A 23,514-nucleotide genomic window follows, 5' to 3' on the forward strand; every position below is an offset into this window, starting at 1 on the left:
GGAAGTTACAATATTTAAATGTTCTCTAATTTAACCCGTTGCTAAGCCGAAAGTCATGTAAAAGATATTATATTTGAAAATTATAATAATTGGTTAAATGAAAATAGAAATTATGAAAAAGCTACTGAAGTTCGTAAACGATTCATTACGTATATATTGGATGTAGGAAATTGTTTACAACAAAGAAAAGTAATTGAAGATAATGAAAAATGGATAAACGTTCATAATAATAATAAAAAAGTTAAAAAGATTTTAGAAGAATTATTGAGAAAATATTCTGAAAATTGTTGATAGATCCTTGTTTTTTCTATTTATCGGATAGGCTCTTGGTATTATTGTCAAGCAATAGCCAATAATAAAAGTTAAAGAGCCGACCATTAACCGTTTCATTTGCCTAAAAAACTACTCGTGGGTCTTAATGCTAGCGTTTTTTCCAAATGTAGAGAGTGAAAATATCGATTTTATTTTAAACTGGCGAAGATGGGTTATCATATATTCCATCAACGTATTATTTTAATTAATAAACCTATAATTCCTCGGATTATTAGTCTTAGCTTTCTCTTCGTTCTTATATAATCTGCTAAAGGAGGACTATTTTTATAATAAAAGTTAATAAACCATCTTCCAATTAATGAGTTTTTCAACCTATGATCTCTCCATTTCCTTAAAATATCAATTTCATAAGCTAGTGGAGTCCCATAAGCGGCTGTAGCAATAAAACAATTATCGTTTTCTTGTGGCGTTGAGTAGCTTTTTTTCTCTAACGGAGCATTCCTCTCACGTAGCTTTCTCAAATTATCAATCAACTCCGGTCGTTTTCTATTATTCCATGCTTGATGTATTGCATCAATTAACTTTTCGCCGACATCTTCCCATTTAATTGCAACAGCATAGCCACTTTGTACATTATCTGTCAACCTGAAATGTTTCTCGTTATAATTTGGAAGATACACACCAACTAAACCATTGCGTGTTCTTTCAGCATAGGGTCTTAGTGATGCATAAATTTCCCAGTCAACCCATTTTCGCCCCCATGTGTGCTCCCCTACTAATACAACGGTAACTGTGGAATCAAGTAAATGTTCTTGCCGAATTTTATTAAGGATAGTATCTACTTGAAGGTGACTAAGGTCCATATACATTGATTTATCAATAATCGCATTTCCACCATAGAGCTCTCTTAATTTATCTGCGTAAACCTGATCCGCATCATGATGATAGCTGATGAATACTTTATGCTTTTGGGAAACCATCGATTATCTTCCTTAGCTATACTTATTTAGTTAATCTTGCCATCGGTCCCCAGTATGGTTTTTTCCATACATAGGACGATTGTTTATCGGTGTAATTTGGTCCCTTATATGAAACGCCTCGTGAATCCACTGTTGGATATCAAAAGGATTCGTACTCCAAGGGTGAATTGCCGCGAATGGTTTTTTTCCGTCGTTTCTCTCTTTTAGATTATCATAAAGTCGAGGAGGCACCGTATATGGGGAATATTTACGAGGTTCAGGATAATCATACGAAGGTAGAAGTATTCCGAGAAGTCCTGATCGAGGGTTTTTTTGTGTATCTCTTAAGCTTGAATAAATCTCCCAGTCAACATGTTTTCTTTGCCATGTCTGTCTACCAATTAACACGACTGTAACGGTCGAATCTCTTAGATATTCATCTCTAATCTTCTGACGAACATATTCTGTGTTTGCATTAGGATCAATATCCCCAATATCAACGGAACGTGATACGATGACGTCCTCACAAATACTTTCAAATTGCTCTCTATACCTCTGGTCATCGTTATGATGGTAGCTTACGAACACGTTATGTCTCATAGTCATTTTTATACCTCCACGTTTTTTTTAGATATTTTATTTAGATATATTACTACCTATATAAGACTTTCAAACCTTTGAATATAAAATGCATTGCCTCATCAATAAATGTGGTATTAAACAATTTTTCGTTATCGTCCTTAGAAAGGCCATTATTCAACTCTGCATTTATTAGTTTATCTTCGATGGCTTTGTAATCAACTTTATATCGCTCACCCCTTGAATCCATGAAGCTCAACAAATCCATATAACCTGCATTATTTTGAATTTGCCAAGCCTCTGTAAGTTCATAATTCATCACTTGCGTTTGGATGGATTTGCATATACTCGCCGTAACTCCGCCAAAACCCCCTAATAAATAGAGTGGTTTCTTTTTCTCCAATGCAATAACAATTTCTTCGAGAACACCTGGTATTTTACCTTTATATCCAGAGTGTTTCCCACCTGCACAAATGCGCACCTCACAATCATTAATCATTGTGTTTCGCATTTCGGTTAAGCATCGACTCCACACATAAGAGTTTTGAGTATTTAACGGAGGTAAGAATGAATTCTTATCGGGAATCAGGTCAAAGACATCAGAGGGCGGTTCAATTTCCTCCATTGCCGCTATATGCCGATATTTTGCTTTCCATTCTGTCATAGCAGTGGTATTTCCCTTGAAGATCGGCCAGGCTAGATAATTCTTTAAATGAATATTATCTGTTCGTAACCTTGCCTGAAGAGCCGCAGCTTCTTTGAAAATGAAATCCGTAAACCCATTCTCTCGAAGATCGCCGCCGTATACTAATTTCGCACCACGGGCTAAAAAATGCCTTGCAAGATCTTGCGATAAGTGTATTAGGTGATAACTACCATGACCAATTTCAATTAATTCTTCATCAGAAGGATCAGATATTGAAATCCCGATTGATTTACCATGAATATTAATGGGATTAAATAATAATGGTGTGAAAAATTCAATTCCAAAATTTTTAAAGAAAGCTAGCTCTTCTTCATATATTGGTGGTTCTGGATATACTACCGATTTTTTCAGGCAATGGATACTATTGTAATTATTTATTAATATTTTGAAAATATCGGTAGCTTCAGGAGGCCTTGACAAGATTTCAGCATCATTCGGAATCCAATTTACTTTTATATATTGAGTAAGCAACATTTTTGCATAATAAAATCGAATGGTTTCAAGCAATGCCACACTTACTATTCGAAGTAAGTCCTTTTTCCCAGGTTCTGTATATTCCCCGATATTCACGTGAACACCAGGAATATTTGCAGCATGAGGAAAACGCCGGTCTTCAAATTCCTCTAAACAATCAACTGCAACGATTGGGCGATGGTTTTCTTTAGCACATAAAATTTCACGTTGACACCAATATCTAGAGGAATAAGGATCAGAGTGAATGGCAATGATTGTGGACTCTTTAATGTGATCGATAATTTCGTTATCAAATTGATATCCTGGGGCAATGTCAGTCGCATCAAAAAAATTCCTCATTGAGCTGTTGTCTATAAAATTCTTTAATGCTTTAGCAAGCTTGATACCCTGCTTACCATCTTTTGCATGACTAAGGAATATCTTCAATGCGTTATATTTGCCTGGTCTCATTATGTTAAAAGACTCATTTAGGATTAGACGATAGATTTCATGCGCTACAGAAATGAATATTAAATAATTTGTATATAATTCTTCATATTCATAAGTCCGGATAAAATTTTTACCCTGCAGGCGACCCCCAACATTAAAGGCATAATTATCAAGTGCAATGGGAATAATATGTATTTTATCGCTTTCGGGTAGCTTCTTGATATATTCAACCCAATCGCCATTTCCCACAATATTTTTGCTTAAAAAGATAAATATTATTGAGTTTTCAGATTCAATATTTATATTAGAAGGCACGCCTTTCTTAGCCGTTGTCCTATAAAAAATCGGTAAATTCATAGCACGAGAGAAAGGTTTGTTAATATCACGCTGCAACATGGAAGAACAATGTTTAACCATTGGTTGGACTGTGTTTGCATCAGCGGGATGCCAAACAAAAAAAACCGAAAGCGGTGGAGTGTAACTTACCATTTTGCTTTCCTCACTGGGTTACATCACAAAATTTGCATGTTGAGTTATTTTTCATCATATCCTGGGGGTTTTGGATAGAGACCTTATTAGTACTTCTGTATTTCGCAAACTACATAAGCGGTTCTAGCATTTCCTGAACAAATTAAAAAGTTTCCATTATCTATGTGGAGTTCTTTACTCTCACTATTTCATTAGCAACATGATCTATGCCCTTATCAGATGATACCGCTAGTCGATCAGCAAGAATTGGTGAAAAAAATCTTACTTCTTGTTGGGTAATACCATGCCAAATAGGAAGAATGACTTTATTTAACCCCTCTTCTCTTGCTACGAGAGCATCAAGTTCTTTTTGAGGCCATTCTTTCTCAAAGAATTTCTTGCTTAGAACAACCACTCCGTAGCGAGAGTTAACAAGACCATTATCAATTAATCGACTTAAACTATCCCCTAGAGTTATTGTAGATTCATCAAACCAGACCTTAAGACCTCTATCTTGAAGTTTTACAGCCAACGCTCTTACAAAAGATTCCTTATCTTCGCTTGCATGACATATAAAAACATCATATTTAAATAATTTTTTGGGTTTAGGGATTTTTTTGAGATTTTTTTGTTTTTGTTGAGTATCAGAGACTTCTATCCGAAAATTAGGACCGCCTGGAGCATCGTTTCCCCGTGTATAACCGGATTCTTCATACCAATGTATCCAATGCCTTTTTCCAACAACAAATTTAAAATCATAATGCCCCAGTGATACAAAAATATCTTTTTCCCAGATTTCTTTTCCTTCACTAATTTGCTTCTGCAACCCATACTTTTTCTGGTACTTTTGGGTAGGTCGTATTAAACTGCCTTTTGGCCTAAGCCAATTATTGAATTCACCTGCTACATAGACTTCTTTAGCATGTTCAGCTTCACGACTTGTGCAGATGAACTTGACACATTTGCCATTCTGAGGAGGATCTTGAACTTCTTCAGGCCTTTGTATCACATTTGTCTTTGGATTGCTACCAGAGGTTATTTTTTCAGCGCGCAAGCGCAGCGATCTCATTAATCGTTCGTAGCCTTTTTCTTCAAATAAATTGACCCAGTGCCAGCGTTGTAACCTTTCAGGAACATCACACTCTTCCAGCTTGAGGGGAATAAGAAATATTGTGCCTTCGGGTTGTTCTTCTGCCTTGTCCAGAGCATCTTTTATCTCTTTGTGGACATAACCAGCTTTATTTATTGCTTTATGCGAAAGGCAAACAATAACAACATCAGACGTTTGTACGGCCTTTGCAATCTCAAGTTGCCATTCTTGTCCTGGCAAAAGTTTTTCTTCATCCAGCCACGGATCAAAACCATCGCTGGATAATCGCTGATACAGGTTACTTACTGCGGGCTTATCTCCAGATGAATGACACAGGAATATGCGCAAAGGATTCGTTCTTTTATGAATCTCATCCATCATATCATACTCCATTAAAAGCCATTTCACTTAAATGATTCTTTTTTAATAATACGGCAAGACATTAATATTTATTAAACCATCCATAAATAGAGGTAATAAAATGGCAGGTGTTGTAAGAATAAAAGAGGTAAAAGGAAACGTAGTGTTACGCAAAGAAGATTTTGAAGATCTGATTGGTGAGATGGAATCTTTGATGGAAACCATAGAAATTTTAAGTGATAAGGGTTTAATGAAACAGATAAATGAAAGTGAAAATGATATAAGAGAAGGGAAGGTCTTCGAAATTAAGTCGGAAGATGATTTGTGCAATTTGTTTTTGGAGTGATCTGATGGTATATTCTCTGAAATACACCAAGATTTTCAAAAAGCAGATTGAAAATGTGAAGAAAAAAAATAAAGTGTTGATGGAAGAATTGATGCAAAAAGTGAAGAAACTGTATGATACGCCCTACTCTGGAAAGCCTTTGAAATATCGACTCTCTAATTATAGATCTCTTAGAGTAAAAGGAAAATATAGACTTATTTATATGGTGCATGAGAACGAAAGTGAAGTGACACTACCTCTTTGCGAGGGTACACCGCCACCAACCCCCCAATCCACACCCGTTCATTTTATGCAATACAAACAGATAAAAGCAATCTTATATATACTGAAAATACTTAGATGATTATAGAGTAACAATGAAAAAAATGATATTAAAGTGGTGGAAACAGGCGAATAGGGATCTGCTAACTGCAAAAAATTGTATAGGTTCAGGCGACTATTATGCAAGTGTCTTCTTCAGCGAGCAGGCTATAGAAAAGGGACTAAAAGCGTTATACATCAAACTATTTAATGATTCTCCTCCAAGAATCCATTACATTGATAAGCTTGCCTCGTTGGTCAATGCACCTCTTGATATCATGGATGCGACTTACGAACTGTCTGAAGATTATATGCTTTCAAGATATCCTGATGTATCAGATGAATTGCCTTTTGAACTGTATGATGAGTACATTAATGTCACTGCACCAGCGACTCCAGCTACATTCACAAATGAACAAAAGAAAGTAACTATTCAGCCATACATAAACGTTATCGTCAGACTGAATAGTATACAAATAGATAATTGCACACAATTGTCAAACACCTTTGAAAACGATGAACTTAGACTCAGTATTAAAAACTAAAAAATGTATCGCCATAGACACAAATGAACGGATTTTCGCCATCTGCATCCGGTCTTAAGGATGGCTGAATAGTTACAAAAGAAAAAGTAATCAGTTTTACATAATACGGCAAGATATTAATATTTATTACCCCATCCATAAGTAGAGGTAATAAAATGGCAGGTGTTGTAAGAATAAAAGAGGTTAAAGGAAACGTAGTGTTGCGCAAAGAAGACTTTGAAGATCTGATTGGTGAGATGGAATCTTTGATGGAAACCATCGAAATTTTGAGTGATAAGGATTTAATGAAACAGATAAATGAAAGTGAAAATGATATAAGAGAGGGGAAGGTCTTCGAAATTAAGTCGGAAGATGATTTGTGCAATTTGTTTTTGGAGTGATCTGATGGTATATTCTCTGAAATACACCAAGATTTTCAAAAAGCAGATTGAAAATGTGAAGAAAAAAAATAAAGTGTTGATGGAAGAATTGATGCAAAAAGTGAAGAAACTGTATGATACGCCCTACTCTGGAAAGCCTTTGAAATATCGACTCTCTAATTATAGATCTCTTAGAGTAAAAGGAAAATATAGACTTATTTATATGGTGCATGAGAACGAAAGTGAAGTGACACTTGTTGCTTTTGGACACCGAGAGGATATCTATAAACTTATGTTGTTATCATTTGAAGATGGACGGAAAGAGTGATAGAAAAAACAGTGTAATCCCTGCTCACCATGCCCAGATCCAGTACACATTTTCTTTTACCTCTTTGCGAGGGTACACCGCCACCAACCACCCAATCCACACCCGTTTAATTCACTTAACCCACATTCTCGCACCGGGCACACTGCTGGAGCTACTACTCCTGCCGCAACTTCCTCTGCTGCTATCTCTTCAACCAAACCGGCGGCGCCTCTCCCTCAACACACACCTATTGCCTGCGCGCGGTCTGAACACAGGCGGCTAGACTGGTGCGTCTGAGTTGCGCCTTAGAAGGGCGGTACTGTGAATATGCGTTACAGGGTTGAGGATATGCCCGACGGGCTGATCCTGACTACTAAGAAATTACCTGTGGCGATGGGATGGATCACTATTGTTTCCACGGATTCGGTGTAAATGGTTGAGCTTGATAAGGAACAGGAAAAGGCGTTTGTTAATGAGTTGATGGAGGCCAATGAGTTAAAGGGTGCTTCCAAGAAGCGGCTCATTAAGTTTTTGGGTGCTAAGTATGACTGGGACAAGCATAGAGTCCAGTTCAGGCTGACCCAGGCGCTTATTGCTGAGCGGTATGCGGCATCGAGTCATTAAAGACGGGATTTTTGTAAGGGGCTTGTGGGGGAGCCCGGGTGTGTTTTTTTTGGGTGTGCGGTGTGAACTTGTATTGAGCGCGAAAGCCGCGCTCCATCTGCCTGTATTTGCTACACTGAGCTCGCCACTGGTAGAGTGGTGCACTTCACATGCTCACTCGACCAGAGGTTCAAACTCGTATCATTATTATCCACATGAAAACTGCTGTGCACTGAATATTTCAATATGGGCAAGCATCCGTTTATAGAATTCAGTGCTACAAAAATTATACTATCATTTTATGCAATACAAACAGATAAAAGCAATCTTATATATACTGAAAATACTTAGATGATTATAGAGTAACAATGAAAAAAATGATATTAAAGTGGTGGAAACAGGCGAATAGGGATCTGCTAACTGCAAAAAATTGTATAGGTTCAGGCGACTATTATGCAAGTGTCTTCTTCAGCGAGCAGGCTATAGAAAAGGGACTAAAAGCGTTATACATCAAACTATTTAATGATTCTCCTCCAAGAATCCATTACATTGATAAGCTTGCCTCGTTGGTCAATGCACCTCTTGATATCATGGATGCGACTTACGAACTGTCTGAAGATTATATGCTTTCAAGATATCCTGATGTATCAGATGAATTGCCTTTTGAACTGTATGATGAAAATATGGCAAAGATAAAGCTTGTCAGGTCCGAAGAGATACTATCATGGGTCAGAACACAAATGGGTGAAGATAATGATCGATAACACAGCAGTAGGGGATAAAATAATCCAGAGATTTCTGGCTGAAAAGATGGAAATCATTGTATCAAAGTTCAATCCTGAGAAGTTGATACTTTTTGGTTCGCGTGTATGGGGAAAGCCGACTGAAGAGAGCGATATTGACCTGATAATCGTCTCTGACATATTCAAGGGACAGGAATTTTTGGGCAGAATGGCACAATTCCTAAAAGAAGTGCGTTTTTCCGAACACATAGATGCAATCTGTTATACGCCAGAGGAATTTGATCGGAAAAAAAGTGAGAATCTAATCATCAGTAAGGCTGTAAAGAATGGAATTAGCATTATTTAACATTTTTTAATGTGTTGAGTGAAAAGTTGTTTGCTGTTCTTATTATACTCTCACAGATCAGAAGTAATTGATATGGCACTGCACCAAAGCTGATTCTTCAATTGTAACAACTCCACCAAGCGGCACGTTCTACCGCCACTAACCATCAACCACACATTCACAACAAGCTATGCAAACGCAACCATGCAGGGACTGGTCACTCGATGCGCATTCCGGCAGTGGTGGAATACAGCGACGCACTTCATGCATGGTAGTAGCGCCGTTCTTTTTTAAATAGTTAAACCACGCCCATCCGTCTCCCACTCTTCTCACTCCGCTTGGGTGCATATTTCATGAGCCGCACCCTGCCGTGTCTGGATCCACTGCCAGCTCTACAATCGAACCAGCGGCGCTTCTTGATCAACGTGCACCTATTGCCTGCGTGTGGTTTTGGCACAGACGACAGGGCCGGTGCAGAGTCTAAACCGGATGCAAGCACGATAACCACGCCACATCTGCCTGTTTTCGCTGCACTAAAACCACCGCCGTTTGAGTGCAGTCTCAATCGCAGGCGGGCACACTGCTTGCTCACCACTCCTTCTGCGACTGCTTTCGCTCTGGAGAACTCGATCTCCACCCGGCGGTACATCAATTAACACGTAGAAGCCGCCTGCGCGAGGTCTGAGCATAGGCTGCTGGGCTGGTGCAGGTTGAAAACTCGGAGCGGGCACGAAAACCGCGCCCCATCTCCCTGTTTTTGCTGCACTCAAGCCCACGGCCGGTGGAGTACAGTCTTGATCGCAGGCGGGCGCACGTTGCATAAGCCATCACCCTGCTGCAGTTGCACTGAAGAACTCGACCCCGTCTGTAGCGCTCATCTGTTACCAGATAATGTCACTTACGCGTACGGTCCGTGAAACCATGAACTATTCAAACAGTGGTAAATCTCTGATAAAGTTCTAAAAAATCATGCGTAATTGTTATAGTTGTTGTTTGTAGTAATCCATATATTCTCACACCGCCTACAAAAGCAATGTTTATTTAAATGCATATTACCTTACTTTGAAAGATCCTAAAAAATAAGCCCTTTATCTAGCGTTTTCTGTTGCCACCACAAAATTTTAAATAAAAATCTTGAATCAGCTATCTTTCAAAAATGTCTCCATTATAAGTGAAATAAAAAATCTCATTTGATCAAAGTCCACAATTTCAAACACAAACTACGGTTCACCGTTACCCTTTTTCACCAAAGCAACTCTGATCTTCTCCAGTTCTTCAATTAATGCTGCAGTTCTGCTATATTCAAAACTGGTGAGCTGTAATGAGGTTTGTTCTTCGTACATGTCGTTACTTTTTCGATGATTTCTTGTGTGCCGAGGTATTTTGACCAAACACGTTTGACTTTACCGTCAATTCTTGTTTTTCTTACATGTTGATAATATGTATTCCCTTTGACTATTTTTTCTCAAGATACAGTTTGATATTTCGAATATTTATGCATATTTTATATGTGTTGATACTATTTATAGTTGGTGGCAAAATATAGTTGCAATTCGAACTGTTGAATATTTTTTAATTTAAAATTAATTGGTGGCAACATTACGAAATCAGCAAACAATAAGAAATCGCTAACAATAGAAGTTATAAAAAAGTTCAACAGTAAGGAAATAAGGTTATCTTTCAAAGTCAGGTAATTAACAACATTGCCACCAATGATAGTGACTTTGAACATATTGATAATATCAATGTCTGGAGACCCTGAGCGCTCTTAACTATAGTTCATTTAAACCATTGGATTCATCTTAAGGTTCCACTTTGCAAAAAGTTATTCAAATGTCAAATTCTTTGAAAACTCTGATCTTCATGAAACAATTCAAGATGAATGCCGCCCCTTCAAAACCGAGTCATTTAATCCTCAATGAACTCTGCTCATCACCAAATCAGGAGACTTTTTATTATCTTGTGATTGAATTAAGAACTAGCCAGAATAACTCGTTCAATGCATAAATATTTTAAATGTTGAGATTCAATCTCCTGTAAGAATCAATAATTCAGAATAAAAAGTATGACATTTGAGATTTTTTAGAGTGTTGCCACTATGGCATTTTGTACAATAAGATCTAATGCATCATCCATATTTGATTTTAGCCCGATCTATAGGGGAAAAGCCCTTCCATTCACCGGTATTAAATCAATTTTTATTAAAAAATACAAATATATTATTACAGAAATTATACAAACTATCATCAATTTTAAAAGATCTAGCTTGAGTGAATATATCAGATATTAAAGAGAATAATTGCTCCATCACATTATTAGTTTCTGGTGTGAATCCTTTCTTTAGTAATTTTTTATTTTGTGAATAGACTTTTTTAATGTAAGAAATTACCTTCTCAGATGCTTTCGATAACTCTATACTTGAGGCTATTTCTAAAATTTTCTGGTAGTATATCGTCGATTCAATAACAGTTTTAGCAACTATCAGACCCTGTGCAAGTCCATATAATTTTAATTCATCAAACGGAATTTTATTAATATATTTAAATTCATTAAGATATTTCTCAGTGACATTTTGCAATTGATGAAAAACACAGAATGAATGCGAAACATTTGGAAAAATCCTTTCTATGGATCCAATAATTGCATCATCTTCATCAGAAACAATTTTCAAAATATCTTTCTCAGGTAGGCGATTTTTAATTCTATACATTAATGGTACCAATTCAATAAAACTTGGCATGCGATTGGTTATTTGGAAATCTAAAATAACTTTATCTTCAGTTGCTACAACATAAATCACTTTATGTCTAAATATTTTCCATTCATGGTCAGTAAATTTCCTTCCCAATTGAGCTTCAATATATTTTCTCCAGCCAGTTTTTACCCAATATCCATCGATGTATAAAGTTCCATTAAAATTGATTTCCTGTTCCTGCAATTCCTGGGCTGATATTTTACCTCGTATTTGTTCATATTTCCACAATGTTGTTGGACATGGAGCTCTTCCTGAGATATCAGTCAGGCCCTCCGTAAATATTTCACCTACTGTATGTGATTTCCATAGAGTACATCTTCCATTGTATCTTACAGATTGCATTTTTTCATTGTACTCGTCACTATAATTTGCTGATCCAGTAACGCCTAATATTGTATCTGTATGATGTTTGGCACAGTCTGGATTTGTGCATATCCAATAGGTGGTTTGGACTATTATATTCCCATAGCTTGTAATTATAATTCGTTCATAGTATTGGTTTGCAAATAAAGCACAACTACATATTTTACATTTGATTGGTGAAACCGTTGAAAATAATGGTTGCATTTGTCTTTCATGTTCAATCTCAGGTAATACCTGGTAGACTATTCCATTTTGTACTTTTTTTGATATTTCTCTATTAATTGCAATATTACCACGTGGCATTTAAATCACATCTAATAATTACTATAAAAATATACTTTTTATGTCATAAAATACCCAATCATATTTAAATGTGTCTATTCATAACGATTTATTGAGGAAAACAATCAAATAGTAATGTTATTTATTAAACAATAATTTTGAAATTACCAATGGTTTTATAGAAATACAAGCCCCATAGTGATTATAATATAAATTAAAATATCTAATTAAACTGATTTATATTAGCCATAATCAGAAATTAATAAAAAGTCTCCGGGTGAATTGATTTCTACTCTTCAAGCCATTTTAGGGGCAGAAATGAGCGTGGAAGCAGTTTGCTGATGCTTATAACGGTAAATCCAAGCCATTCCTGACGCTATAGATAATGTTTATATGTACAATCGTCAACATTTTATAGAATAAGTAATTATAGATTAAGTAATAAATTTATCATAAAATATCCGGAGTGAACAAAATGGAACTTCCTGTAATAAAGGTTTCAGCCGATTCCACCAGTAAAGAAATCACACCAATAGCACTGGCTATCCATGAAATGGTAGCAGGACTTCCTGTTACTATGCGGACGTTAAACAAAAAAGGTTTAAGAATTGAAATGGGAAAAATAGTGGATAATAATTATTCAGGCCCTATACTTGAGATGGCTCTTGAGACAAACTCAACAATTAAAACCACACCAAAATCAGGTCCATATAAAGGCATTCCGATAGTAGTATCTACTGTTAAGGATGAAGATGGTAATGCGGTTGCAGCGATTGGAATTGTAAATGTTACACACGGTCTGAAATTTAAGCATTAGAAATTATTAGATGTGGAGCGAAAGACAATGGCATATCCTGATATAATAATAAGTGCTGATTCAACCAGTAAAGAAATCGCACCAATAGCAATGGCAATCCATGAAGTAGTTATAGGACTTCCGGTTACTATGCGGACGCTGAATAAACGCGGCGTACGGATCGAAACAAGCAGAGTGCTGGATTATGATTATTCAGGACCTGTACTTGAAGAGGCTCTTAAGAAAAATTCAACAATTACAACAATCCCGAAAAGTGGAGATTACTCAGGTACTCCTGTAATGGTGACCACTATTAAAGATGAAAAGGGTAATGCAATAGCAGCAATAGGGGTTGTGGATATAATTCACAGTCTGTGAAGTCTGTAAATATTATTTTTTTACGCCAAATTGTAAGGTTTTATGAGGTTGTTCTGAATTCCGAGACTTTTTATTTTCTTATGGTTGAACCAAATATGCGTCCAAACCAAACACACCTTACCAAAAAATTTCAACTGTCTTCATTAAATGATAAACAAAAATATCCAACGTCCTCAAACAGTTATTAAATGGACAATTTTCAATGAATTTCTATTGAATTCTTTTTCAGGGCACTTAATAATTTCAAAATATAATCAACAGTCTAAAAACTTTGAGAATCATATACTTTTTTTGGACTTAATTGTTTTGATGAAATTCAGGTATTTTTTTCTTCAGGGCAAATATGGATCATAAATATTTTATTTTTGATGGGAAGCTCATAAAAAAACGGTTGTGCATGAAATATACAATTACGTACACTTTTTCGGACTTACCTATAACCCATCATAGTAGTGCGGGGAGTGGGATTCGAACCCACGAATACCTTCGTAACAGGATCTTAAGTCCTGCGCCTTTGGCCTAGCTTGGCTATCCCCGCATATGGATTGTATGATATGGGTGGTATAGATACACTTTTCTTTATTTCAAAGTATCGCATTGTGCAATCCTACAAGTTTTTTGCATCGAAACCATTAAAAGCAATTATCACCTTTTTATGCCCCTATCAGATTAATACATTCAAACTAATTAAATTGTAAGATATCTAATTAATCAAAATAGATACTAAGATTATTAATTCAAGGAGATAACATTAATGGCACGATTCCCAGAAGCTGAAAAACATATACTGCACATGAAGATATGCATGAGATGCAATGCCCGCAACCCGGTCAAGGCCACTAGGTGCAGGAAATGCAATTCCAAACAATTGCGAATGAAATCCAAAGAAAGCAGAAGCAGTTGATCCCGGTTAATATGAGCGTCGAAGCACAGCTCAATAATGTCGTGAAGACCCAGGGTGCAGTACACCTGACCCTGATAGACCCTGACAGCCAATCCCCTGACACAGCAGGTAGCATGGCAGCACAGGCCGCAGAAGGAGGTACCGATGCCATCATGGTAGGAGGTTCCACAGGTGCGGGCGGTACTGTCCTGGATAAGACCCTGAAAGCTATCAAAGAGCACACAGACCTGCCCACAATACTGTTCCCTGCCAGTGCAGGCGGTGTCAGTGCGCATGCAGATGCCATCTTTTTTATGAGCCTCCTGAACTCAAGGGATGTAAATTATATCACTACCAACCAGGCATTGGGGGCACCCCTTGTAAAAAAATACGGTGTCGAGGCCATTTCAATGGCATATATAATTATTGAGCCCGGCGGTACAGTAGGCTGGGTCGGGGATGCACGGCTGATACCCCGGAAAAAGCCTGCAATGGCTGTGGCCTATGCACTGGCAGGCAAATACATGGGCATGCACTATATCTATCTGGAGGCAGGTTCAGGTGCTGATACGCCAATCCCGGCCGCCATGGTGGGTGCTGTGAAGCAATCAGTAGGTGAAGAGACAAAAGTAATTGTAGGCGGCGGCATCCGCACCGGGGAGATTGCAGCCAGGCTGGTCAAATCAGGTGCGGACATGCTTGTGACCGGTACTATCGTGGAACAGGTCAGCGATATAAAATCCAAGATAAGCGAACTTGTGGATGCAATAAAGCAGTAATATAGTTAATACTTCCAGTTCAGTCATCCTGGTACATTTTAAGTGTGATCAAGACCAGTGCAACCACAGAAACCTTCCATTCACTCTCCTCTAACCTTTCAACCAGCCAGTCAAGGGACCCGCCCACATCCCAGGACCTGCCATCAAGTATCAGAGATTGTACAACCAGACAGGAAGTTGCAGTATACTTCCAGTTATCATCCGTGCACTGCGACAAAAGCCACAAAGAATTGCGCTGGATATGGTCAGACATACCTTTTACATCCTCGTGTATCAGTGCCGAGTTAATCAGGGCGATGGTGCCCGGATGCATCCATTTTCCTGAAAAGTTATTAAGCAGCCAGTCCAATCCCTGCCTGTTCTGCCTGTCCATGACCCCAAGCGCGATAAGGGCATAACAGGTGTCATACACATCATCGTTCCACGAACCACTGTCCGACTGCATTTCCTCCAGCCAGTCCACCGTACCCTCACAGGAAATCCCACATTCCATAAGTGCAGCACAAGCCCTGGCAGTATCCCGCACCGGATTGCCTGATTCCCAGTGGTCATCTGACCTGGCATGCTGCAGCCACTCAATTGCCTTTCTGGCATCCCGTCCCCACAGGCACAATGCCTTTGCTATCTGTGATGCCTCTTTAACACTGGTAATCTGCACACTCCCCAGCCAGTCAAGGGCACGTTCTGAAAAGCCAGTTATTCCTTTAGGATACATTACACAATATTCCGGATTCATCAAATTAACAGTATCGATGTTTTTTTATCCTTTGTGACCATAATAAAAAGAGACTGTCTGGAATAAAGGAGGCAGACAATGGATGAAAAAATTGCGCCCCATGTGGACGAAATAATTAGGGCGCTTGGTACAACAGGCACAACAGTAAATCAGGCTATTATTATAGAAGAACTTGCAAGGCTCCTGGAGTTCAAGGTGCCTCTTCAAGAGGCAAAAAGGAGCTTGCTTAAAAAATACGGGGATATCGATCTACCTTCCGTGAAAAAACTATCCGAACTTGGCGCAGGGGAGCGAAATATAGAGGTTACTGCCCGGATTCTTGAGATCAATACCAAAGTCGTTGGCATCAAGGACCAGGAGCGTACCATCTTTATGGGTACCATGGTAGACGAGACCGGGGCACGGAGTTTTACTGCATGGGAGGATTTCGGGCTTGAAAAAGGAGATGTGGTCAAGGTCACTAACGCCTATGTCAGGATGTGGCAAGGCATGTCAGAGATTAATTTCGGTGCCAGGTCGAAAGTTGAGAAATTAGACTCAAGCGCCCTGGAACCGCTCCTGTCGAAAAACCTGGAACGTCCTGTCCTGCTGGCAGATCTGAAAGAGGGCGAACCTGCCGTTCATACTGTAATAAGGATAATGGAATCCGGGCAGCAGGAGATCAACACAAAGAACGGGCCCAGGACCATAGTAACAGGGATAGCAGTCGATAGCACTGCCAAACTCCCCTTCACTTCATGGGTACCATCTCACGAGCTTACGGTAGGAAATACAGTAGAGATCAAAAATGCATATATGAGGTCATGGCAGGGTATTCCTACTATCAATATGGGAGAATTCACTTCGGTCAGTCATTCAGAAACTCCAATAGATGACAGTGATATTGCCGGGGTAATGGACCACGTCCCAATCAGGCTGGATAAAATAACTGACCGGGACGGAGCTTTTGATGTAAGTATAGAAGGCAACATAATCTCGGTCAGGCCTGGTTCAGGGCTTATTACCAGATGTTCTGAATGCAATAGGGTGATACAAAAGAACATCTGCCGTGTCCATGGTTTGGTGGAAGGCAGGAACGATATGAGGATAAAGTACATACTGGACGACGGTACCGGAGCCCTGACCGTAGTACTGGATGCAGACCTGACCCGGAAGATCACAGGCTATTCAATTGAAAAGGCCAGGGAAGTTGCTGGTGCGGATATGAACTTGTCTGCTGTTGAGGAAGAGATCAGGAGAAAGCTTATGGGACTGACCATGCGATTGAGAGGTAATATGACCAAGGGCGAATACGGGATCACACTGGTGGCATCCAATGTAGAGGTGACTGAGATCAACCCTGCTGCCGCTGCCGCAGACCTGGTAAAAGAGATAGAGGGTGCAGGTCATCATTCACCCGGGCAGGGGGATAGTGACCTATGGTAGAGAGGGAGGTTGCCTGGAGGGTCTTTGCCCATGAATTCATTCATTCGGATTATTTCTTTCATGACGGGGATGAGTTCTCCCCCAATTACCTGGTCACTCCCACCGGTGCCAGGGTGAACCGGCTGTACTTTGTTGGTGTATTGACCGAGATCGATAATCTTGGCGCAGGGGAAGACATGTGGAGGGCAAGAGTGTCTGATCCCACCGGTGCTTTTTCTGTGTATGCAGGACAGTACCAGCCGCAAGCATCAGTGTTCCTGTCAGGACTGGATGTGCCCTGTTTTGTGGCTATAACAGGCAAGGCCAGGACCTATGAACCAGAGGACGGAACTATATATACTTCGGTAAGGCCGGAAGAACTCAACACTGCAAGCGACAGCATAAGGGACAGGTGGATAGTTGATACTGCCCGGCTGACCTATGAGCGCATAAAATTGGTCAGGTCTGCCATGGATTCAGGTCTTAAGGGTGATGAACTGACAGCTATGCTTGTACAGTCCGGTGCCAGTCCAAAACTTGCCAATGGCATACTCTGGGCCGTTTCTCATTACACTGACCTGGACAAATACCTTAATACACTATCAGGTGTGATCGTTGATGCATTGAAGAACCTGGCGTCTGCTGACCACCAACCGACATCAATGCCCGTGGTTTCACACTCCATGGAAGTGGTTGCGGGAAGCAAGCCCGCAGATGCTATGGTGAAAGAGACACCTGCCCCGTATTCTGTAGAGGATACACAACCAACACAATCGCTACAGCCTGTCCAGTCCACAAAACCTGCCCAACTTACACAGTCCCCCCACTCTGTCCAGTCGACAGAACCTGCCCAACCTACACAGTCTCCCCACTCTGCTCGGTCCACAGAACCTAAAACTGCCCAGGTGGTGGGAGAAGAGATCGACGTTGGAACAACAGGTAGTGAGCCCGCCAGACCTGAAGAGGACAAGCCCGAACCTGACGAGATGGTCTATGAACTGATGGGTATAATGGATAAAGGGAACGGCGTGCCTGTCACTGAACTGGTGGATGAATCAAAACGAAGTGGTCTTACCGATGAACAGATTGACGGTGCTGTGAAAACATTGATGTCAGAAGGCAGGTGTTACGAGCCCAGGATCGGTGTACTTCGCAGGGTATGAAAAGGCAAATGAGAACAAACATTTAATATTTTATCATACATCTTAAAATTAAAAAAAGTTTCATAACATCCCATATACCAGGTGAAATAATGAAATCGGTTGAAGAAATTCTTAAAATAATCAGTGAAAAAGACGTCAGGTTTGTAAGGCTGCAGTTCGTGGATATACAGGGTATCGTTAAGAACGTGGCCATACCAGTATCCCAGATAGATAAGGCGCTGGATCAGGGAATATCCTTTGATGGCTCGTCCGTTGAAGGCTTTGTCAGGATAGAAGAATCAGACATGGTCTTAAAACCGGATGTTAATACCTTCCAGATACTACCATGGAGCCATGACGGAGGCAACAGTGCCAGGATGATATGTGATGTCCACCTGCCGAATGGTGAGCCTTTCGTAGGCGACCCCAGGTATGTGCTCAGGCGTGCCATGGAAGAAGCGGCTTTAATGGGTTTTAAGATGAATACCGGACCTGAACTTGAATTTTTCCTGTTTGAGAAAAAGGACGGACGTCCTACCACTATTCCACATGACTCTGCAGGGTACTTTGACTTCGGGCCAGTGGACCTGGCAGAAAATATTCGCAGGGAGATCGTGGTCGCCCTGGAAGGCATGGGATTAGAGATAGAGGCCTCACATCATGAGGTTGCATCAGGACAGCATGAGATCGACTTCAAATACGATGATGCCCTTATAACGGCTGACAATGTGGTGACCTTCAAATATGTCACCAGGACAATTGCTAATAATATGGGATTGCATGCAACATTTATGCCTAAACCCCTGTTCAGTGAGAACGGCAGCGGCATGCACATCAATATTTCCCTGTTCAAGGATGGAAAGAACGCTTTTTATAACCCTGATAGCAAATATGGCATCAGTGATACTTTGAGATACTTTATCGGCGGAATTTTGAAACATATTAAAGCTATTACTGCGATCACCAATCCAATTGTCAACTCATATAAAAGATTGGTACCAGGGTATGAAGCACCTGTATATGTTTCATGGTCAGGGGCAAACCGGAGTTCGCTTATCAGGATACCTATGGCCAGGGGGTCAAGCACAAGGATAGAATTGCGCAGTCCTGACCCCTCCTGTAATCCATACTTGTCTTTTGCGGTCATACTAATGACAGGACTGGATGGTATCAGGAATAAGATCGACCCCGGTGATCCGGTAAATGATAATATTTACAGGATGACAGCTGATGAACGCCTGGAATGCAACATTGATTCACTGCCAGGGACTCTCAGGGATGCAATGAACGAACTGGAAAGTGATGAAATATTAATTAAATCCCTGGGCCCCCATGTTTTTAATAACTTCATGAGGTTGGGCCGTGCCGAATGGGAATTATACAGGATACAGGTACATAACTGGGAAATCCAGCGGTATATCAATATCATGTAGGAAAAAAAGGTACAAGTTATGAACACCTTAACCTCTGACCCCCAGGTGCAGCGAAAACTTATAGAAATTCTAAGGATTATCAATGAAAGTGATGGTGCTATCGGCGCTCGCATCATTGCTGACAAAATGAGGGAAAGAGGGTACCAGATCGGTGAGAGGGGTGTCAGGTATCATCTGAGGATACTGGATGAGAGGGGGCTGACCGCCAGGGAAGGATATTCCGGACGGGTCATTACCGAGAACGGATTGCAGGAACTGGAAGACGGGCTCATAGGCCACAGGGTGGGATTCATCATCACAGCCATTGATGAACTGGTCTATAACACGGACCTGGATGTGGACACTGGGGAAGGTAACGTTATCGTGAACATGGCGCTGATCGACAAGGATGATTTTGATGATGGTATTGAGATTATTGCGGCTATGAACGAATCCCCGTACTCCATAAGCCCATATATCCAGATTATCGAAGAGGACACTATTGATTACAGGGTGCCGGAAGGAAAGGTAGGCATTGCTACCGTATGCAGCATAACAATTGATGGAATACTGGCAAAGAACGGGATTCCTGTAAACACGAAATACGGAGGTCTCATAGCGATTAAAAATGGGGCCCCTGCCGTTTTTTCAGATCTACTGTTATACAGTGGTATAACTATCGATCCGATGAAGATATTCATCAACCGCAGAATGACTTCGGTACTGGACGTGCTTGAGACAGGAAACGGTAAACTTCTTGCAAATATGAGGGAGATACCTGCTTCAGCTAAAGAGCATGCTATTGAGGTCTTTGACAAGGCCAAAGGTATAGATATCGACGGCCTGATTGGAATCGGTAAATCCGGCAGTCCAATATTCAAGGCACCTGTCAGCCCGGGAAAGATAGGATTACCCATATATGCTGGCCTGAACTGTATTGTGGCAATAGAAGAAAGTGGTATTGATGTGTCGGTATTCCCCATATCCAGGATGGCTAATTATAAGAATATGACCCGACTGTAGTTCTTCTATGGAAATCCGGGAAGGCTTACCAGACGATCTTGGAAGATTGATCGATTTCATGGAACTGGTCGACAATGAGTTTGTTCCGCCACTGTCCTTACGGGCGGGCGGTATATACGAAAGGGTATCGGGTACTCTTGCTAAGGTGGATTCTAATTTTCTTATTGGTGAGTCAAATGGAAGACTGGTTGGTGCCGTGGGATACAGGAAGAACTACAACGGGATAGAAGAAGTATTGGAGGAGGCGTATATTTCGTTCATTGCTGTTCATCCCGGGTACAGGGGGCAGAATATTGCCAGGTTGCTGGACCCGGGCACTGGCAAAAAAACTGGGTCGTGATGGGATGATACATGTCAACGTCACTACATGGTCCACAAACCCTGGTGCATACCGGATGTACCAGCAGCTTGGTTATGTCGTCTCAAAGACCTTGAAAGACCACCGTGGCCCGGGCGTGGATACCATCTATTTCAGGAAAAGTCTCAAGTGAACCGTGACATCATGCAAGGGCTTTTTTTATCTGGCTGGCATATACTGAACTGTCTACTGACTTTCCGGCCCATACCCGCTTCACATCACAGTTGTGGATAATTGCGGTCAGGGGGACTTTTTTATCCTCGTCAGGTGCGCCCTGGAAGAGCACCTGGTAAAGGGCTCCGGCCGGACTGTCTTCGCTTATCTCGAATATGGATATGGAATCACCGTACTTTTTATCCACGACCCGGATGTTAGCTTCATTTGCCAGGCATATCTTGCAGGTATCCTCTCGCTGGCGATCACGCATGATGTTGAGTAAAACCGGTTTTGGAACTGCGCAGATGGCTTCTACCACCTGCTTTAGGGGTGCATATCGTGACTCGACCAGGTTATCCACACTGTCCCCAAACGGCTCCATGACTTCATCACTGGATATGGAATGCTTGGCGGCAAGTGATTCTACGAGCCTGGTTTTGAAGGATTGTCTGTGTTCGTCAAGTATTTTTTGCAGGTCCAATGATATCACGCGCCTGATATGGATGTATTGATAGAAATCCCATTATATAAATAAATTGCAGGAAAAGTCTGATAACGCTAAAAGGATTTTACTATACCTCCATTGGAATGGATCTTCAATACTACCACACTAGACTTATATAGTTTTTTAAATATTAAATACACTGCAAATGTCTGATAGTACTACACAAGATTCCGCAGACAGCAGCCTTGAAGTCAATGTGGAAATGGATATCCGTGATTCCCATTTCATTTACACCCAGACAGTTAACGCCTCAAAGAAGACCCTGGACTACGATTACAAACGGTGCAACGGCTGCGGGATATGTATCGATGTATGCCCTGCAAATGCTATAGAGGCAGGTCCGCTTTTCGAGATAGCCACAGGTATGGACGCACCGCCGGTGATCATCGACCAGACCAAATGCACCTTTTGCGGCATGTGTGCATCCTTTTGTCCGGTAAGGGCTATCAGGATGGACATAGATGGCCAGGATCTACTTGACAATCCCGACTTCTCCAAACTGGACTCAAAGGTGGTCATCAATGAGAAATGCCTGCCCTGCATGTTGTGTGAAAAAGCCTGCCCCCAGGAAGCTATTAAACTGGAACTCACTTTTCCTACAAAGGAAGAAGTAGCCCCATTCAAAGAGGGGCAAAAAGGTGAGATCGCAGTGGATATGGACAAGTGCAACTTCTGCGGCATGTGCGCACACCTATGTCCTGCCTTTGTACTGGTGGAGCAAGAGCCAACGCCTGATAACCCTGTACCGTTCCAGGACCTGCTCATCGACCTGGATAAGTGCGACTATTGCAGGATATGTGAGGATTTCTGCCCTGAGGATGCCATAAAGGTGGAAGGAAAACTGGAGGCACCTGTGCCCAAGATATCAGGTACTGTGACTATTGATGACGAAAAGTGCAGCAGGTGCGGCTGGTGTAAGGCTGTCTGTCCTTATGGAGCAGTGGATATAATAAAACCCTTTGAAGGGGAGATAGAACTTATCGAGAACAGGCTGGCTGATTGTGACCCGGTAGGCTGCCATGGGTGTTTCAATGTATGCCCTGCACATGCCTGGTATGTGCCGTCTGATAAGAAAATCGATGTGAAAAAGGATTATTGTATTTACTGTGGAGCATGCGAGAAGGCCTGCCATGTGTATGCAATAGATGTAAAACGCTCTGGCGTGCAGCATACTGAAGTAAGGGATCTGCCATGGTCGTCCCAGTGGAAGAATGCCATCAATGCGATCAAGACGGGTGATAGGTCAAGACCAGATACTGACCGCAGGGTCGAGATGGAGGTGGTGGGACCTATGCATCCTGAAGTACATGAGATCGATCTAAGGGAAAAAAATGAACACCTTGATGAGATACGCTCAAGGCTGGACAACCTGATGCCAATGCTTAATGATGTGAAAACAAGGTATGAATGGGAACGGCATAACTCCGGCTCGGTTATAAAGAGGATCAACAGGATCGACAAGATGAATGGAAATGGCTTATCCTGTTAATCCTGTAAATCATGTCTAATAATTACCAAAATTGTATATTTTAACAGCCATGCCCGCCACCGGCATCACCCAACAACAACCGAGGCCGCCGCCTGCATCGCAGAACATCCGCACGCCGTCTGTCACAGTCCAGAGTGATCAGGCTTCATTTTGTCAGAGAGGAGATTTTGACGTATGCCCAGAATGC

General features: G+C 40.8%; 27 protein-coding genes, 1 tRNA gene and 1 pseudogene. 19 read left to right on the forward strand and 10 right to left on the reverse strand.

Features of this window, described 5'->3' with window-relative positions; all coding sequences use genetic code 11:
• Positions 1-500: 500 nt before the first annotated feature.
• The 4 genes from HF974_00100 to HF974_00115 all read right to left on the reverse strand — a co-directional run bounded on the left by HF974_00100 (position 501) and on the right by HF974_00115 (position 5,359).
• Entirely contained in the window at positions 501-1,253 is a 753-nt protein-coding gene (locus HF974_00100; GenBank protein ID MBC2696751.1) for a TIR domain-containing protein, read from the reverse strand.
• A 30-nt stretch (positions 1,254-1,283) separates the two neighbouring features.
• On the reverse strand, positions 1,284-1,838 hold the full coding sequence (locus HF974_00105; GenBank protein ID MBC2696752.1) for a TIR domain-containing protein: 555 nt from the start codon (positions 1,836-1,838) through the stop codon (positions 1,284-1,286).
• 46 nt (positions 1,839-1,884) lie between these two features.
• Entirely contained in the window at positions 1,885-3,909 is a 2,025-nt protein-coding gene (locus HF974_00110; GenBank protein ID MBC2696753.1) for a TIR domain-containing protein, read from the reverse strand.
• Between the two features lie 160 nt (positions 3,910-4,069).
• Positions 4,070-5,359: a TIR domain-containing protein gene (locus HF974_00115; protein MBC2696754.1), complete on the reverse strand. Its 1,290-nt coding sequence runs from the start codon at positions 5,357-5,359 to the stop codon at positions 4,070-4,072.
• Positions 5,360-5,459: 100 nt separating this feature from the next.
• Between HF974_00115 and HF974_00120 the strand changes: the two genes are divergently transcribed.
• The 5 genes from HF974_00120 to HF974_00140 all read left to right on the forward strand — a co-directional run bounded on the left by HF974_00120 (position 5,460) and on the right by HF974_00140 (position 7,216).
• Positions 5,460-5,684 carry a hypothetical protein gene (locus HF974_00120; GenBank protein MBC2696755.1) on the forward strand — a complete coding sequence of 75 codons (225 nt, stop codon included), beginning with the start codon at positions 5,460-5,462 and terminating at the stop codon, positions 5,682-5,684.
• Between the two features lie 55 nt (positions 5,685-5,739).
• A complete protein-coding gene (locus tag HF974_00125) occupies positions 5,740-6,027 on the forward strand; it encodes a type II toxin-antitoxin system YoeB family toxin (GenBank protein ID MBC2696756.1) in 288 nt (95 codons plus the stop codon).
• A 13-nt stretch (positions 6,028-6,040) separates the two neighbouring features.
• Positions 6,041-6,529: a HEPN domain-containing protein gene (locus HF974_00130; protein MBC2696757.1), complete on the forward strand. Its 489-nt coding sequence runs from the start codon at positions 6,041-6,043 to the stop codon at positions 6,527-6,529.
• Positions 6,530-6,684: 155 nt separating this feature from the next.
• On the forward strand, positions 6,685-6,909 hold the full coding sequence (locus HF974_00135; protein ID MBC2696758.1) for a hypothetical protein: 225 nt from the start codon (positions 6,685-6,687) through the stop codon (positions 6,907-6,909).
• A 4-nt stretch (positions 6,910-6,913) separates the two neighbouring features.
• On the forward strand, positions 6,914-7,216 hold the full coding sequence (locus HF974_00140) for a type II toxin-antitoxin system RelE/ParE family toxin (GenBank protein MBC2696759.1): 303 nt from the start codon (positions 6,914-6,916) through the stop codon (positions 7,214-7,216).
• Positions 7,217-7,272: 56 nt separating this feature from the next.
• Here HF974_00140 and HF974_00145 read toward each other — a convergent pair whose 3' ends face one another.
• A complete protein-coding gene (locus tag HF974_00145; GenBank protein ID MBC2696760.1) occupies positions 7,273-7,413 on the reverse strand; it encodes a hypothetical protein in 141 nt (46 codons plus the stop codon).
• Between the two features lie 214 nt (positions 7,414-7,627).
• Between HF974_00145 and HF974_00150 the strand changes: the two genes are divergently transcribed.
• The 3 genes from HF974_00150 (at position 7,628) to HF974_00160 (ending at position 8,887) form a co-directional block, all read left to right on the forward strand.
• Complete coding sequence (locus tag HF974_00150) at positions 7,628-7,819, forward strand: hypothetical protein (protein ID MBC2696761.1); 192 nt, start codon at positions 7,628-7,630, stop codon at positions 7,817-7,819.
• 347 nt (positions 7,820-8,166) lie between these two features.
• Complete coding sequence (locus HF974_00155; GenBank protein MBC2696762.1) at positions 8,167-8,562, forward strand: HEPN domain-containing protein; 396 nt, start codon at positions 8,167-8,169, stop codon at positions 8,560-8,562.
• Complete coding sequence (locus HF974_00160; GenBank protein MBC2696763.1) at positions 8,552-8,887, forward strand: nucleotidyltransferase domain-containing protein; 336 nt, start codon at positions 8,552-8,554, stop codon at positions 8,885-8,887. Before HF974_00155 ends, HF974_00160 begins: the two co-directional genes overlap by 11 nt.
• A 277-nt stretch (positions 8,888-9,164) precedes the next feature.
• On the opposite strand, the gene HF974_00165 is transcribed toward HF974_00160, so the two are convergent.
• Together HF974_00165 and HF974_00170 are read right to left on the reverse strand one after the other, a co-directional pair.
• Positions 9,165-9,515: a hypothetical protein gene (locus HF974_00165; GenBank protein MBC2696764.1), complete on the reverse strand. Its 351-nt coding sequence runs from the start codon at positions 9,513-9,515 to the stop codon at positions 9,165-9,167.
• Positions 9,516-10,994: 1,479 nt separating this feature from the next.
• Positions 10,995-12,287 (reverse strand): annotated as a pseudogene (locus HF974_00170) (transposase).
• A gap of 454 nt (positions 12,288-12,741) precedes the next feature.
• Here HF974_00170 and HF974_00175 point away from each other — a divergent pair.
• The gene (locus HF974_00175; protein MBC2696765.1) at positions 12,742-13,083 is read left to right on the forward strand and encodes a DUF2111 domain-containing protein; all 342 of its coding nucleotides are present in this window, start codon (positions 12,742-12,744) and stop codon (positions 13,081-13,083) included.
• A 42-nt stretch (positions 13,084-13,125) separates the two neighbouring features.
• Positions 13,126-13,440, forward strand: coding sequence for a DUF2111 domain-containing protein (locus HF974_00180; GenBank protein MBC2696766.1), 315 nt, complete (start codon positions 13,126-13,128; stop codon positions 13,438-13,440).
• A gap of 453 nt (positions 13,441-13,893) precedes the next feature.
• Here HF974_00180 and HF974_00185 read toward each other — a convergent pair.
• Positions 13,894-13,978, reverse strand: a tRNA-Leu gene (locus HF974_00185).
• A gap of 216 nt (positions 13,979-14,194) precedes the next feature.
• Between HF974_00185 and HF974_00190 the strand changes: the two genes are divergently transcribed.
• Both HF974_00190 and HF974_00195 read left to right on the forward strand, forming a co-directional pair.
• Positions 14,195-14,344 (forward strand): 50S ribosomal protein L40e, encoded by a 150-nt coding sequence (locus HF974_00190; GenBank protein MBC2696767.1) that lies wholly within the window; start codon positions 14,195-14,197, stop codon positions 14,342-14,344.
• Positions 14,345-14,355: 11 nt separating this feature from the next.
• A complete protein-coding gene (locus HF974_00195) occupies positions 14,356-15,102 on the forward strand; it encodes a geranylgeranylglyceryl/heptaprenylglyceryl phosphate synthase (GenBank protein MBC2696768.1) in 747 nt (248 codons plus the stop codon).
• A gap of 19 nt (positions 15,103-15,121) precedes the next feature.
• Here the strand turns inward: HF974_00195 and HF974_00200 are convergent, their stop codons facing one another.
• Complete coding sequence (locus tag HF974_00200) at positions 15,122-15,817, reverse strand: hypothetical protein (protein MBC2696769.1); 696 nt, start codon at positions 15,815-15,817, stop codon at positions 15,122-15,124.
• Positions 15,818-15,916: 99 nt separating this feature from the next.
• On the opposite strand from HF974_00200, the gene HF974_00205 reads away from it, so the two are divergent.
• From HF974_00205 to HF974_00230, 6 genes are all read left to right on the forward strand, one after another.
• A complete protein-coding gene (locus tag HF974_00205; GenBank protein MBC2696770.1) occupies positions 15,917-17,263 on the forward strand; it encodes a Single-stranded DNA binding protein in 1,347 nt (448 codons plus the stop codon).
• Positions 17,257-18,405: a hypothetical protein gene (locus HF974_00210; GenBank protein ID MBC2696771.1), complete on the forward strand. Its 1,149-nt coding sequence runs from the start codon at positions 17,257-17,259 to the stop codon at positions 18,403-18,405. Before HF974_00205 ends, HF974_00210 begins: the two co-directional genes overlap by 7 nt.
• 89 nt (positions 18,406-18,494) lie before the next feature.
• The gene (gene glnA, locus HF974_00215; protein MBC2696772.1) at positions 18,495-19,817 is read left to right on the forward strand and encodes a type I glutamate--ammonia ligase; all 1,323 of its coding nucleotides are present in this window, start codon (positions 18,495-18,497) and stop codon (positions 19,815-19,817) included.
• A gap of 18 nt (positions 19,818-19,835) precedes the next feature.
• Entirely contained in the window at positions 19,836-20,819 is a 984-nt protein-coding gene (locus tag HF974_00220; GenBank protein ID MBC2696773.1) for a DUF128 domain-containing protein, read from the forward strand.
• 7 nt (positions 20,820-20,826) lie between these two features.
• Positions 20,827-21,159 (forward strand): GNAT family N-acetyltransferase, encoded by a 333-nt coding sequence (locus HF974_00225; protein MBC2696774.1) that lies wholly within the window; start codon positions 20,827-20,829, stop codon positions 21,157-21,159.
• A 4-nt stretch (positions 21,160-21,163) separates the two neighbouring features.
• Positions 21,164-21,310, forward strand: a complete 147-nt coding sequence (locus tag HF974_00230) for a hypothetical protein (protein ID MBC2696775.1) — start codon at positions 21,164-21,166, stop codon at positions 21,308-21,310.
• A gap of 9 nt (positions 21,311-21,319) precedes the next feature.
• Here HF974_00230 and HF974_00235 read toward each other — a convergent pair whose 3' ends face one another.
• Positions 21,320-21,814, reverse strand: a complete 495-nt coding sequence (locus tag HF974_00235) for a hypothetical protein (protein MBC2696776.1) — start codon at positions 21,812-21,814, stop codon at positions 21,320-21,322.
• A gap of 169 nt (positions 21,815-21,983) precedes the next feature.
• Here HF974_00235 and HF974_00240 point away from each other — a divergent pair, with 169 nt between their 5' ends.
• On the forward strand, positions 21,984-23,327 hold the full coding sequence (locus HF974_00240) for a 4Fe-4S binding protein (protein MBC2696777.1): 1,344 nt from the start codon (positions 21,984-21,986) through the stop codon (positions 23,325-23,327).
• Positions 23,328-23,514 lie beyond the last annotated feature (187 nt).

Source organism: ANME-2 cluster archaeon, assembly GCA_014237145.1.
Classification (GTDB): Archaea; Halobacteriota; Methanosarcinia; order Methanosarcinales; family Methanocomedenaceae; genus Methanocomedens_A.

Excerpts from the sequence above, each read along its gene's own strand:
- HF974_00105 (MBC2696752.1), bottom strand. The coding sequence starts at position 1,838 with ATGACTATGAGACATAACGTGTTCGTAAGCTACCATCATAACGATGAC.
- HF974_00195 (MBC2696768.1), top strand. The coding sequence starts at position 14,356 with ATGAGCGTCGAAGCACAGCTCAATAATGTCGTGAAGACCCAGGGTGCA.
- HF974_00210 (MBC2696771.1), top strand. The coding sequence starts at position 17,257 with ATGGTAGAGAGGGAGGTTGCCTGGAGGGTCTTTGCCCATGAATTCATT.
- HF974_00175 (MBC2696765.1), top strand. The coding sequence starts at position 12,742 with ATGGAACTTCCTGTAATAAAGGTTTCAGCCGATTCCACCAGTAAAGAA.
- HF974_00120 (MBC2696755.1), top strand. The coding sequence starts at position 5,460 with ATGGCAGGTGTTGTAAGAATAAAAGAGGTAAAAGGAAACGTAGTGTTA.
- HF974_00225 (MBC2696774.1), top strand. The coding sequence starts at position 20,827 with ATGGAAATCCGGGAAGGCTTACCAGACGATCTTGGAAGATTGATCGAT.
- HF974_00220 (MBC2696773.1), top strand. The coding sequence starts at position 19,836 with ATGAACACCTTAACCTCTGACCCCCAGGTGCAGCGAAAACTTATAGAA.
- HF974_00135 (MBC2696758.1), top strand. The coding sequence starts at position 6,685 with ATGGCAGGTGTTGTAAGAATAAAAGAGGTTAAAGGAAACGTAGTGTTG.
- HF974_00140 (MBC2696759.1), top strand. The coding sequence starts at position 6,914 with ATGGTATATTCTCTGAAATACACCAAGATTTTCAAAAAGCAGATTGAA.
- HF974_00130 (MBC2696757.1), top strand. The coding sequence starts at position 6,041 with ATGAAAAAAATGATATTAAAGTGGTGGAAACAGGCGAATAGGGATCTG.
- HF974_00110 (MBC2696753.1), bottom strand. The coding sequence starts at position 3,909 with ATGGTAAGTTACACTCCACCGCTTTCGGTTTTTTTTGTTTGGCATCCC.
- HF974_00150 (MBC2696761.1), top strand. The coding sequence starts at position 7,628 with ATGGTTGAGCTTGATAAGGAACAGGAAAAGGCGTTTGTTAATGAGTTG.
- HF974_00240 (MBC2696777.1), top strand. The coding sequence starts at position 21,984 with ATGTCTGATAGTACTACACAAGATTCCGCAGACAGCAGCCTTGAAGTC.
- HF974_00155 (MBC2696762.1), top strand. The coding sequence starts at position 8,167 with ATGAAAAAAATGATATTAAAGTGGTGGAAACAGGCGAATAGGGATCTG.
- HF974_00100 (MBC2696751.1), bottom strand. The coding sequence starts at position 1,253 with ATGGTTTCCCAAAAGCATAAAGTATTCATCAGCTATCATCATGATGCG.
- HF974_00190 (MBC2696767.1), top strand. The coding sequence starts at position 14,195 with ATGGCACGATTCCCAGAAGCTGAAAAACATATACTGCACATGAAGATA.
- HF974_00230 (MBC2696775.1), top strand. The coding sequence starts at position 21,164 with ATGATACATGTCAACGTCACTACATGGTCCACAAACCCTGGTGCATAC.
- HF974_00205 (MBC2696770.1), top strand. The coding sequence starts at position 15,917 with ATGGATGAAAAAATTGCGCCCCATGTGGACGAAATAATTAGGGCGCTT.
- HF974_00165 (MBC2696764.1), bottom strand. The coding sequence starts at position 9,515 with ATGTACCGCCGGGTGGAGATCGAGTTCTCCAGAGCGAAAGCAGTCGCA.
- HF974_00160 (MBC2696763.1), top strand. The coding sequence starts at position 8,552 with ATGATCGATAACACAGCAGTAGGGGATAAAATAATCCAGAGATTTCTG.
- HF974_00200 (MBC2696769.1), bottom strand. The coding sequence starts at position 15,817 with ATGTATCCTAAAGGAATAACTGGCTTTTCAGAACGTGCCCTTGACTGG.
- glnA (MBC2696772.1), top strand. The coding sequence starts at position 18,495 with ATGAAATCGGTTGAAGAAATTCTTAAAATAATCAGTGAAAAAGACGTC.
- HF974_00115 (MBC2696754.1), bottom strand. The coding sequence starts at position 5,359 with ATGATGGATGAGATTCATAAAAGAACGAATCCTTTGCGCATATTCCTG.